The following is an 11370-nucleotide window of genomic DNA, read 5'->3' on the forward strand; positions in this document are numbered from 1 at the left end:
GCCGCGCACTTTACGTCGTTTTCGCAGACGGTGAAAGTCATGCACTCGCGGGTCTCCCCTGGGCACGGCCGGATTCGGCCCGGATCCGGCGCTCCGGAGCCTCTCCGCCGCACCCGGGGCAGCGCCGCGACGCCCGCCGCCCGGCGACGCCGGGCCGCCGTCCGGCACCGCCCCCCCCGGTGACGCCGCGGCCCCCGCTACCGCAGCGTCCGCGGCCGGATCTTGTTCGCCAGATCGACGAGCCGGTAGCGGTGCCGGGGGAACGGCGCGGAGCGGGCGAGCATCCGCAGCCCGTCCTCCAGGCCCTCGCGGAGGCCGGTGGCGGTGAACGGCACGTCGAGGAGCTCGTTGGCGCTGGCGGCGGCCTCCAGGTCGTTGGCGCGCAGCCAGTTGAGCGCCGCGGTGAGCACCGCCAGCCGCAGCTGCTCCATGCGCGGCTCGTTGGTCGGCAGCTCCGCCAGCCGTCGGGCGGCGCGGCGGATGCGGGACTCCGACAGGTCGGAGACGTCGCCGGAGATGAGCAGCAGCACCGTCGTCAGGCGCGCGAGGCGGTGGTGCCGGGACGCGGCGGGCACCCGGTCGAGCATGCCGATCGCCATCTCGTGCTGCCGCTCCGCGATGAGCTGCCGCGCCAGGCCGAACGCCGACGACACCGTCGTGCGGTTGGTGGACCACACCATGGCGTAGAGGCGGGTGCAGTGGAAGCGCATCATGCCGGGCCCGGAGTTCCGGCTGGTCCAGTTCTCCGTCATGTTGTCGAGGATCTCGTCGGGCAGCTTCTCCAGGTTGTGGTCGAAGTTCGCGCACGCGCGGACGGTCGACGGGTCGAGCAGCCGCTGCCGGGAGATGCCGGACTGCTGCATCATCAGCTCCAGCGTCCCGGCGAGCGCCAGCTTGGGGGCGGGCTCGCCGGGCAGCATCGCCAGCACGTCGGTGAAGCGGTCGAGGGCGGAGGCGTAGTCGTCGAGCAGCAGGTACGTCACGCCGGCGAACCAGCGGTGGCGCCAGTCGCGCTTCAGGCGGTCGCTGCCGGAGAGCAGCTGGTCGCGGGCGCCCTCCGTGTCGCCGAGGTCCAGCATGGCGCGGACGACGGCCAGCGGGATCTCCACCGACGCCGCGTACTCCGGGGACTCCAGTGCGGAGGCGAGGGTGTCGATGAGCTCGCCGGGCTCCGAGTACGACGCCGCGGCGAGGAGCTGGGCGCCGGGGTCGGCGGGGTTCACCAGCGGCACGGGCAGGGCGGCGGTGAGCTCCGACGGGGTCATGGTGACGTCGCGGGTGATGCCGTCGACCAGCTGGTCGGTGCGGAACACCAGGTGCTTCGTGCCGTAGGTGGAGCGCTGCGGGGAGAACAGCGACCGGGTGTGCGGGTGCTGCGCGCCGTCGCGGATGGCCAGGATCTCGCGCAGCACGCCGGTGAGCTGGCCGGCCATCTCCTCCGCGGAGCTGAACCGCTCCTCCGGGTCCTCCGCCGTCGCGCGGACCAGCAGCCGGTAGAGCGACAGGTAGCGGCGGAACAGGGGCTCCTCGGTGGGGCCGGGGATGCCGGGGTCGTAGATGCCGTCGGTGGACGGCAGGTCGACGATGAGGGACGCGAGGGTGCGGCCGACGGTGTAGATGTCGCTGGCGACGGTGGGGCCGGTGCGGGCGATCTCGGGGGCCTGGAAGCCGCGGGTGCCGTAGATGTGGCCGTAGGCGCCGATGCCGGTGACGGCGCCGACGTCGATGAGCTTCACCTGGTCCTCGGTGAGCAGGATGTTGTCGGGCTTGAGGTCGTTGTAGACGACGCCGCGGGAGTGCAGGTAGTCCAGCGCCGGCAGCACCTCGAGGACGTAGCCGATGGCGAGGTCGACGGGCATGCGGCCGCCGTGGGCGGAGCGCTTGCGCTGCCGCAGCGACGGGCCGCCGACGTACTCCATGACGATGAACCCGGACTGGTCGCCGGGCCGGTCGATGAAGTTGATGATCTTCACGATGCCGGGGTGCGTGATCTCGGCGAGGAACTCGCGTTCGGCCTGGACGACGGTGCGGTCGCGGTCGTCGCCGCTGCCCATCATCCCCTTGAGCACGACCCAGCGGTCGGAGACGTTGTGGTCGACGGCGAGGTACACCCAGCCGAGGCCGCCGTGGGCGATGGGCCCGGCGATCTCGTACTGGCCGGCGACGATGTCGCCGGCGTGGAGGTCGGGCGCGGGCTTGCCGCTGCGCGCGATGTCCTCCTCGGAGCGCAGCGCGTCGCGCGGGTTGGTCGGCGCGATGAACGGCAGGGTGACCATGCCGTCGGCGACGGATCGGCCGGGGCGGGAGGCGGTGCGGCGCTCGCGGAAGGTGGTGAGGGCCCGGCGGTGCGATTCGGCCGACGGGTCCGTGACGCGTTGCGACGGCGACCCCGCGCCCGCCGCGGCCCCGCGCCCGGATCCCGGGGCTGAGCCGGACCCGGCGAGGAGGGCAGCGACGTCGATCTCGTCCTCGTCGTCGTCATCGTCGGCGAAGGGGTCGAACGCCACGGCGGAGGTGCCGGGCGCCGCCGTCGTCGGGGCGCCGTCGGGGTCGGGGGAGCCCGCCGCGGCCGAGGCGCCGGAGCGCTCCGTCGCCGCGGTGGGGGCGCCGTCGGCGCCGGGGTGGCGGTGGTCGACGGAGACGTCGACGTCGACGGAGCCCTCGTACTCGTCGTCGTCCGCGAAGGGATCGAAGGCGACGGCCTCGGTCGGGGGGCCCGCGTCCATGGCGGAGGCGGAGCCTGCGGCGTCGGCGGAGTCCCCGCCGTCATCGTCCTCGTCGTCGGCGAACGGGTCGAAGGCGACGGCCTCGGTCGGGGGGCCCGCGTCCATGGCGGAGGCGGAGCCTGCGGCGTCGGCGGAGTCCCCGCCGTCATCGTCCTCGTCGTCGGCGAACGGGTCGAAGGCGACGGCCTCGGTGGGCGGGCCGGCGTCCACGGCGGGGTCGGAGCCCGCGGCGTCGACGGAGGCGCCGGCGTCCGGGCCGGCGCCCGCGCCGTCGCGGGGCACGTCGTCACGCATCTCGTGGGGCGGCTGCTCCTCGGCCGCGTCGCGCCGGGAATCGCGGTCGCTCATCGCGCACCCTCCTCCTGCCCGGCGGAGCCGGCCTCGTCCTCGTCGCCGCGGCCCGGCGCCCCGGACGGGCGCTCGCCGGCGCCGCCGGAGGCGTCCCGGGAGTCCCCGGCGGCGTCGTCCGCGGCGGCGCCGTCGCCGGCCCCGTCGCCCTCCGGCTCCGCGTACACCGGCGTCGGCATCGGCCGCGGCGCCAGGTACCCGCCGAACCACTTGTCGAACAGCCGGTTCCACGTCCCGTCGCGGCCGATGCGCTCCAGCGTCGCGTTCACCTGCCGGGCAAGTCCCACGTCGCCGCGCTGCACGGCGACGGCGTACTGGTCGTCCTCCGCCCCGACGGGGTTGATGACCGCGCCGGGCTCCTGCGCCGCGATGCCCGCCAGGATCGTGTCGTCCGAGACGATCGCCTCCGCCTGGTACTGCTGCAGCGACACCAGGCAGTCGCCCCACGCCGCCGACAGCAGCAGCGTCGACTGCGGCGACTCCGCCCGCATCAGCTCCTCCAGCGGCGACAGCGCCGTCACGCAGACCCGCTTGCCCTCCAGGTCCCCGAACTCGTCGATGCCCGAGCCGCGCACCGACAGCATGCCCGTCCGCGCCGTCAGGTACGGCGCGGAGAAGTCCGCCCGGCCCAGCCGCGCCGGCGTCACGCTCGTCGCCCGCAGCACCGCGTCGACCGACCCGTCCGCCAGCGCCGCCACCGGCCCCGACGGCTCGATCAGCCGGAAGTCCACCGCATCCGGATCCCCGAAGATGTCGCGCGCGATCTCCCGCGCCAGGTCCACCTCGAAGCCGGAGAAGTCGCCGGTCGCCGCGTCGCGGTAGCTCAGCAGGTTCATCGACTGCTCCACGCCGATGATGATGCGGCCGCGCTCCACGATGTCCGGCACCCGGTCCTCCGCCGTGCCCGGCTCCGGCGGCGGCGTCGCGTAGTCCGTCGACAGGCCCCGGGCCAGCGGGCCGCGCGACGCCGCCTCCTCGTACCGGCTGCCCGGAGGCAGCGGGCGGGTGCCCTTCGCGTCCTCGATCTGCGCCGCGAACGGATCGTCGGCGATGATCCCCGCCGGGCCGCACGCCGCCGCGCCCAGCGCCGCCGACGCCGACAGCGCGGCGAGCAGCGCGCGCGCCCGGCGGCCGGGGCGCACGCCGCGGCGGGCACCGTCGCAAAGCCCGCGGCCGGCGGCGCGGGCGCCGGGGCGCGGGGCGGGGGAGCGGTCGTGGCGGTGCATCACAGGTACTCCATCAGCGGGTGGCGGAAGCCGAGGGCCACGCAGATCGCGGCGAGGATGGTCAGGAACGTCACGAAGCCGGCGAGGATCTGCGACGCCGCCCGCGCGTCCTCCAGCCGCACCCGGAGATCATGGCGCGCCGAATCGATCGACGACTGCAGCGACGAATCCAGCCGATCGAACTCCCGCACCGACGACACCTGCTGGTTCGGCGGCCCCGTCGCCACGTCCACCGCCAGCTCGTAGTTCCCCTCGTCGATGTGGCGCTGCATCATCGCGTGCGACCGTTGCCACTGCACCAGCGCCCGGTTCGCGTCCGCCAGCACCCGGTCCCCGTCGTCGTCGCCGTCCTGCGCCGTGATCTCCGACGCGTCCGCCAGCAGATCCCGCACCTCGGCCGTCGACCCCGCGAAGGCGTCGTCCCCGCCCGGCCGGCGGTGCACCAGATCCAGCGTCTCCGCCGCGCGGGTCTGCTGCGCCGTGATGCGCGCCTGCGTCAGCAGCTGCACCGGCGACCGCGCCCCGCCGTAGGCGTCCGGCCCGCGCCACGACACCAGCGTCACGGCGCCCACCGCGACGAACGCCACCACCGTCAGCAGCGTCGCCAGCGCCAGCCCGTTGTTGACCAGCCGGCCCGTCCGCCGCGCGAGCATCCACTGCGCCAGCACCAGCAGCAGGATCGCCGCCGCCAGGCCCGACAGCGGCACCCACGGCAGCCGCGTCAGCCGCGCCCGCTCCTCCGCCACCATGTCGCTGGTGTCGTAGTAGAGGCCCGCAGCGTGCGGCAGGATGCTGCCGCTCATCAGATCGGAGGCCTCCGCCAGGTACGTCGACCCCACCGGGTTGCCCAGGCGCGAATGCGTCCGCGCCGACTCGATGAGGCCCGTGTAGATGGGCAGCATCCGCTGCACCTCGGCGATGTCGCGCATCTCCGCGCTGTCGACGTCCGTGATGCCCGTCGCCGCGCGCGTCCCCGCCAGCGAGGCCCGCGCGATGGCGTCGTCGTACTCGCCCCGCAGGTCATCGCCCGCGTTGAGGATGCCGCGGGAGAACGCGGTGTTCGCCGTCGCGTCCGCGATGGACAGCGACGAGTACAGGTTCTGCGCCGCATGCGACAGCGGCTCCGCCGTCGCCGACAGCTCCGCCAGCCGCTGCTGCCGGTCCGCCGTCGTCTGCGACATCGACAGGCCCGCCGCCAGGATCGCCACGACGAGGACGACGGCCACCGCCGTCAGCCGGCCCGGCGAGGTGAACAGGAACGACGCCACCTTGCGGGCGTAGTCCAGCGCCGGGCCGAGCCGCTCCGTCAGGCGCCCGCGGGCGCTCGTCTCCCCGAGGTCCAGGTCGTCGACGCGCTCGTCGGTCGACTGCGCCGGCCCCAGCAGCGGCGACGCCCCGTGCGCGCCGCCGGCGTCCCCCGCGGCGCGCGTGCTGCGGGCGTGCGCCACCATGTGCGCCGCCGTCGCCCGCGAATCGTCGCCCAGCCGGTGCGACATCGCGACGCGCGACGGCTCCGGCTCCGCCGCCGGATCCGGGGCGACGGGCCGCGGCGCGGCTCCGGTGCCGGGGGAGCCGCCGCCGTTCGGGGCGGCGCCGCCGCGGGGCGCGTCGTCACGCCTGCGACCAGCGGAATCCGGCTGCCCCTCCGGCAGGCGATCGCCGCCCTGGACGCGGCGCGTCGTGAAGCGCGAGCGGCGCGGGCCTCGGGAACCCCCGCCCCTGCCGGACTTCGGCATCGCTCACCTCCGGGGCCGTACGTGGTCGTCGCCACAATCGTAGGCGGTTTGCGCGGCCGCGGAAGGTCCCGGGCCCCCGTCCCCCCGGGCGCCCACCGGGCCTCGCGTAGGGTTGGGCCATGCTTCACGACGGCAACGGCTGGGCCGCGGGACCCGCGGGCATCAGGTGCTGGGGGCGCCACGGCGCCGCCGGCCTGCTGGTGGCCGCGCCCGACGGGCGCGTGCTCATGCAGCACCGCGCCGAATGGACGTCGATGCCCCTGACCTGGGGCGTCCCCGGCGGGGCGCGCGACTCCCACGAGACGCCCGCCGAAGCCGCCCTCCGCGAGGCGGAGGAGGAGACCGGGCTGACCGCCGACCAGGTCCGCGTCGTCGCCGCCGAGGTCACCGCCGGGCCCTACCCCGCCGACCCCGAGCGCCCCGAGCTCGCCGGCGGCTGGACGTACACCACCGTCTTCGCGCTGGCCGACGGGGCGCTGGAGACCGAGGCCAACGCCGAGTCCCTCGAACTGAGTTGGGTGCCGCTCGACGAGGTCGAGCGCCTCGACCTGCTGCCCGCCTTCCGCGACAGCTGGCCCGCGGTGCGCCGCCGGCTCGAGGGGATCCTCGCGGAGGCGTAGGGGCCGAGGGCGCGGTGGCGCGGGGCGCGGACGGCCCCGGGCATGACGAAGCCCCGGCGGGCGACGCGGCCCGCCGGGGCGGTGCGGATGACCGGACGGCGCGGCGGGGCCGGTGCCCCGGGCGGTCCCGGGGCGCCGGGCGGCGCCGCCCCGGGTTCGGGTCCTAGGAGTTCTTCGCGTCGGCGACGAACGCCGGCGCGGCGGCGGCCGCGGTGACGGCCAGGACGGCCGGCCAGGAGCCCCACTTCTTCGCCAGCGGGTGCGACAGGCCGAACGCGCCGACGTACGCGGCGGTCAGGGCGGTGCCGGCGGCGGCGCCGTCGCGGGTGAACCAGGTGCGGGCGCACCAGGCGCCGACGGCGCCGAGCACGGCGCCGCCGATCGGGCGGATGCCCGTCTCGCGGGCGGTGAGCCACCCGCCGATGAGGCCGACGGCCACCAGCGGGCCGGTGTTGACGTCCTTCGCGTTCTTCAGCGTCATGTCCATGACCGCGACGATACCCGGGGGAGCACCGCGGGAGGCGGAAACGATGACGGGGCGTCGGCGTCGCGCGATGCCGTCGCGCGATGCGGGGAGGGGCTTGGCGACGGGACCCGCGCGGCCGCGGGCCCCGCGCGGCCGCGGGCCCGCGGCCCGGGCGGTAGGGTGGCGCCCGGCCCGGCGGGCACGCCGCCGGACGCCGACCGAGCATCCCGGAGAACCCCGGAAGGGAGCCGCCCGATGATCCAGGTGGAGGGCCTGACGAAGCGCTACGGCGCGGTCACGGCCGTCGACAACGTCGAATTCACGGTGCGGCCCGGCGCCGTGACGGGCTTCCTCGGCCCGAACGGCGCGGGCAAGTCGACGACGATGCGCATGATCGTCGGCCTCGAGCGCCCGACGGAGGGCCGCGCCCTCATCGACGGCTCCCCGTACCGCGACCTCGACCGGCCGATGACCCGGGTCGGCGCGCTGCTCGACGCCGGCGGCGTGCACCCGCGCCGCAGCGCCCGCAACCACCTGCGGTGGATCGCGGACGCCACCGGCGTCGACGGCGCGCGGGTCGACGAGGTGCTGCAGCTGGTGGGCCTCTCCGACGTCGCGCACCGCGCCGCCGGCGGATTCTCCCTGGGCATGTCCCAGCGGCTGGGCCTGGCGCAGGCGCTGCTCGGCGACCCGGAGCACCTCATCCTCGACGAGCCGGTCAACGGCCTCGACCCGGAGGGCATCCGCTGGGTGCGCCACCTGCTGCGCGGGCTGGCCGCGGAGGGCCGCACGGTCCTCGTGTCCTCCCACCTGCTGGCGGAGATGGCGCAGACCGCCGACCGGCTGCTCATCATCGGCCGGGGCCGCCTGGTCGCGGACACGACGGTGCGGGAGTTCACGGAGTCCGTGGAGCCGGCGGCGGTCATCGTCCGCTGCGCCCACCTGCACCTGCTGGAGCCGGCGCTCGACGAGGCGGGCCTCGGCGCCGCCCACGGCGTCACCCGCCGCCGCGCCCGCGACGACCGCGGCCGCGAGACCCTGGAGCTCACCGGCGTCACCACCGACGAGGTCGGCGCCGTCGCCTACGACCACGGCCTGCCGCTGGCGGAGCTCACCGAGCGCCGCGGCTCGCTGGAGGACGCCTTCGTCGCCATGACCGGGGGCGACGTCGAATACCGGGCGGGCGCCGCGCCCGCGGAAGGGGGACCCCGATGAGCGCGTTCGTCCGCGCCTGCCGCGCCGAGTGGCGCAAGATGGCCACCGTCTCGTCGACGTGGATCTCGACGGTCCTCGCCGTGCTGCTGTCCCTCATCGTCGCCGGCATGGGGGCGTGGGGCATCCGCATCATGTACGGCAACATCCGGGGCACCGCGCCGGGCTCCGACGTCGGCCCGCTGGTGGCGGACATCGTGCCGGGCATGCAGGTCGCCACGATGGGCCTGCTGCAGCTCGGCCTGTTCATCCTCATGATCCAGTCGGCGCTGACGTCGACGGTGGAGTACTCCACCGGCACCGTCGCCCCGACGACGCTGGCGACGCCGCGCCGGTGGATCGTCGTCGCGGCGAAGGCCGTCGTCTGCGGCCTGTGGGCGGCGGCGACGGCGCTGGTGACGCTGCTGGCGTGCCTGGTGGCGGTGAAGCTGCTGCTGCCGGGCGCCGTGTCGGGCAACGTCGGCCCGTTCGCGCCGGGCGCGGGGAACCTGTACTGGGCGTTCCCGCTGCTGGCGTTCCTGTGCGCGGTGCTGTGCGTCGGCGTGGGCCTGGTGCTGCGGTCCCCGGCGCTGGCCGTGACCGTGGTGCTGCTGTGGCGGTTCGTGCTGGAGCCGCTAGCCCCGGCGCTGCCGCGCATCGGCGACGCGGTCGGCCCGTGGATGCCGTTCTCCGGGGCGTTCCGCTACGTCGACCACCTGTCCGGCGGGGTGCTGGACAAGACGCTGCTGCCGTGGCCGGCGCCGTGGTCGGGGATGGCGTGGTTCGCCGTCGTGGCCGTCGCGGTGCTGGCGGCCGGCGCGCTGGCGTACGCGCGCCGGCCGGCGTCGACGGGCGAGTAGCCGCCCGGACGCCCGGGCACCCGGGGCGCCGCCGGGCCGTGGCCCGCGCCGGGGAGGGGCCCGTCGTCACGCCCCGCGGCGGAAGCCGCTCCTACAGATCCTTGTTGCGGCGGCGGATGTCCTCGACGAACGTCTCGGACTGGTCGGCGAGCGCCTTCAGCGACGGCATCGCCTTGATGAGGGTGATGACGTCCTCGTCCTTCATCTCGCTGATGACCTGGGTGATGATGCCGCCCCAGTGCTCGTTCATCTGGTCGAGGATCTCGCGGCCCTTGTCGGAGACGTAGAGGTCCTGCGCGCGGCGGTCCTGCGTGTTGTGCTCGCGGATGAGCATGTCCGCGTCGAGCAGGCGGCGCACGGTGGCGGACACGTTCGACGGGCGCAGGAAGCGCAGGCGGGCGATGTCGGAGACGCCGCACGCGGGGTGGCGGCTGACGAAGTGGAGGACCTCCATCTCCGACTGGGAGATGTCGGCGTGCTGGCTGGGCCGGTCGCCGAGGCGGCGGGTCGACGCCAGGAAGTCGTAGAGGCCGGACGCGATCGCGCGGACGTCGCCCTGGGTGGCGGGGTCGCCGGGGCTGATGAGGCGGCGGCCGCGGGAGTCCGTGGGGTGGTCGGCGGAGGCGTTCGTCATGGCTGGCTCCTGGTCTCGTCGGTCGGTGCCGCCTCGCGGCGGCGTCGTGTTCGTGTCCGGTGCCGGCGCGTCCCGCGGTGCGGAGCCCCGTTCATCGGCGTCGCCGCCAGATGATATACGTTTCTCGACGAAAGCCGTGTTTTTTTAATAAATATGATGGCCCGTTCCCGAAAATCCCTGCTCACGTGGCGGAAACGCCCGGGGGTGGGGTTGCCCCGGGTGGGCGCGCGGGTGACGCCGCCGTGCCCTGCGGGTTGCGCGCGGGTTGCGCGCGTTCGCGTGACGACGCCCCGATCCGCCGCCGACCCCGATCCCCGGCGGGGCCGGCGGCGCGGCGCGCGCTGCGGCGGGCGCGGGCGCTAGACGTCGTAGTCGACGATGACGGGGGCGTGGTCGGAGGCGCCCTTGCCGACGCGCTCGTCGACGTCGATGAACGCCCCCGCCGCCGTCTCGGCCAGGGCGGGGGAGGCCAGCTGGAAGTCGATGCGCATGCCCTGGCCCCGGTCGAACCGGCCCGCCTGGTAGTCCCAGTACGTCCACTGGCCCTCGGTGAACCGGCGGGTGACGTCGGCGAAGCCGGCGTCCTCCAGGGCGGCGAACGCGTCGCGCTCCGGGCCCGACACGTGGGTCTTCCCCTCGAAGAAGCCGATGTCCCACACGTCCTCGTCGCGCGGCGCGATGTTGAAGTCGCCCGTCAGCGCGGCCTTCAGCGACGGATCCGCGTCGAGGGCGGCGCGGCAGCCGTCGGCGAGCGCGGCGAGGAAGTCGAGCTTGTAGCCGTAGTGGCGGTCCTCCAGCGCCCGGCCGTTGGGCACGTACAGGCTGTGGACGCGCACCCCGCCGCACGTCGCGGCGATGTGCCGGGCCTCCAGTGCCTGCTCCTCGGCCTCGTCCTTGTGGAAGCCCGGCTGCCCGCTAAAGCCCACCTGCACGTCGTCCAGCCCGATGCGCGAGGCGATGGCCACGCCGTTCCACTGCCCCAGGCCGTGGTGCGCCAGCTCGTAGCCGGCCTCCCGCAGCGCGTCCGCGGGGAACTGGTCGTCGCGGCACTTCGTCTCCTGCATCGCCAGCACGTCGATGGACTGCCGCTCCAGCTCGTCGACGATCCGGTCGATGCGGGGGCGGGCGGAGTTGACGTTCCACGTGGCGAGGCGCATGCCGCCAGGCTACCCGGGGCGAGCGGCGTCACAGCGGCGCGGCGGAACATCGCGGCGGTCCCGCGCGTTGACGATGATGTGACGCCGACCGAAGACCCGACCCGCCAGCCCGACGAACCCCGATCCGGACGCCATCGCCGCACCGCGGAGCGCACCCCGGACGGGGCCGCCGCGGCGTGGCCGGATGGATTCGGCGCCGCCGGCCGCGGCCCCACGGCCCGGCGCATCCCGGCGCAGGTCGAGGACCCGTACGCGGGCGGATCGGCCGGCCCGGCGGGCACGGCGGGGCGGCCGGCCCCGGGGCCGCTCGGCTACCCGCCGCACATGCCGGGGCCGCGTCCCGGCCCCGTGCCCGGCCCCGTTCCGGGCGCGGGCCCGGCGCCCCGTACCGCCCCGGCGCACCATC

General features: G+C 75.5%; 9 protein-coding genes. 3 read left to right on the forward strand and 6 right to left on the reverse strand.

Going from position 1 to position 11370, the window contains the following annotated elements; all coding sequences use genetic code 11:
- Window positions 1-197 precede the first annotated feature (197 nt).
- The 3 genes from QQS41_RS10635 to QQS41_RS10645 form a co-directional block, all read right to left on the reverse strand.
- Entirely contained in the window at window positions 198-2726 is a 2529-nt protein-coding gene (locus QQS41_RS10635) for a tetratricopeptide repeat protein (RefSeq protein ID WP_448852894.1), read from the reverse strand.
- A 344-nt stretch (window positions 2727-3070) separates the two neighbouring features.
- Window positions 3071-4300, reverse strand: coding sequence for a transporter substrate-binding domain-containing protein (locus tag QQS41_RS10640; protein WP_448852699.1), 1230 nt, complete (start codon window positions 4298-4300; stop codon window positions 3071-3073).
- Window positions 4300-6036, reverse strand: a complete 1737-nt coding sequence (locus tag QQS41_RS10645; RefSeq protein ID WP_448852700.1) for a hypothetical protein — start codon at window positions 6034-6036, stop codon at window positions 4300-4302. The genes QQS41_RS10640 and QQS41_RS10645 overlap by 1 nt, the downstream gene beginning before the upstream one ends.
- A 119-nt stretch (window positions 6037-6155) precedes the next feature.
- On the opposite strand from QQS41_RS10645, the gene QQS41_RS10650 reads away from it, so the two are divergent.
- Window positions 6156-6656, forward strand: a complete 501-nt coding sequence (locus QQS41_RS10650) for an NUDIX domain-containing protein (protein ID WP_448852701.1) — start codon at window positions 6156-6158, stop codon at window positions 6654-6656.
- A 163-nt stretch (window positions 6657-6819) separates the two neighbouring features.
- On the opposite strand, the gene QQS41_RS10655 is transcribed toward QQS41_RS10650, so the two are convergent.
- On the reverse strand, window positions 6820-7143 hold the full coding sequence (locus QQS41_RS10655; protein WP_448852702.1) for a hypothetical protein: 324 nt from the start codon (window positions 7141-7143) through the stop codon (window positions 6820-6822).
- A gap of 234 nt (window positions 7144-7377) precedes the next feature.
- On the opposite strand from QQS41_RS10655, the gene QQS41_RS10660 reads away from it, so the two are divergent.
- Window positions 7378-8337, forward strand: a complete 960-nt coding sequence (locus QQS41_RS10660) for an ABC transporter ATP-binding protein (RefSeq protein ID WP_448852703.1) — start codon at window positions 7378-7380, stop codon at window positions 8335-8337.
- Window positions 8334-9173: a hypothetical protein gene (locus QQS41_RS10665; RefSeq protein WP_448852704.1), complete on the forward strand. Its 840-nt coding sequence runs from the start codon at window positions 8334-8336 to the stop codon at window positions 9171-9173. Before QQS41_RS10660 ends, QQS41_RS10665 begins: the two co-directional genes overlap by 4 nt.
- Window positions 9174-9264: 91 nt before the next feature.
- On the opposite strand, the gene QQS41_RS10670 is transcribed toward QQS41_RS10665, so the two are convergent.
- Window positions 9265-9807: a MarR family winged helix-turn-helix transcriptional regulator gene (locus tag QQS41_RS10670; protein ID WP_448852705.1), complete on the reverse strand. Its 543-nt coding sequence runs from the start codon at window positions 9805-9807 to the stop codon at window positions 9265-9267.
- A 359-nt stretch (window positions 9808-10166) separates the two neighbouring features.
- Entirely contained in the window at window positions 10167-10964 is a 798-nt protein-coding gene (locus QQS41_RS10675; protein WP_448852706.1) for an exodeoxyribonuclease III, read from the reverse strand.
- Window positions 10965-11370 lie beyond the last annotated feature (406 nt).

This window comes from Corynebacterium sp. 335C (genome assembly GCF_053525695.1).

Coding starts and splice junctions, on each gene's coding strand:
- QQS41_RS10635 (WP_448852894.1), bottom strand. CDS start 2,726: ATGGACGCGGGCCCCCCGACCGAGGCCGTCGCCTTCGATCCCTTCGCG.
- QQS41_RS10640 (WP_448852699.1), bottom strand. CDS start 4,300: ATGCACCGCCACGACCGCTCCCCCGCCCCGCGCCCCGGCGCCCGCGCC.
- QQS41_RS10645 (WP_448852700.1), bottom strand. CDS start 6,036: ATGCCGAAGTCCGGCAGGGGCGGGGGTTCCCGAGGCCCGCGCCGCTCG.
- QQS41_RS10650 (WP_448852701.1), top strand. CDS start 6,156: ATGCTTCACGACGGCAACGGCTGGGCCGCGGGACCCGCGGGCATCAGG.
- QQS41_RS10655 (WP_448852702.1), bottom strand. CDS start 7,143: ATGGACATGACGCTGAAGAACGCGAAGGACGTCAACACCGGCCCGCTG.
- QQS41_RS10660 (WP_448852703.1), top strand. CDS start 7,378: ATGATCCAGGTGGAGGGCCTGACGAAGCGCTACGGCGCGGTCACGGCC.
- QQS41_RS10665 (WP_448852704.1), top strand. CDS start 8,334: ATGAGCGCGTTCGTCCGCGCCTGCCGCGCCGAGTGGCGCAAGATGGCC.
- QQS41_RS10670 (WP_448852705.1), bottom strand. CDS start 9,807: ATGACGAACGCCTCCGCCGACCACCCCACGGACTCCCGCGGCCGCCGC.
- QQS41_RS10675 (WP_448852706.1), bottom strand. CDS start 10,964: ATGCGCCTCGCCACGTGGAACGTCAACTCCGCCCGCCCCCGCATCGAC.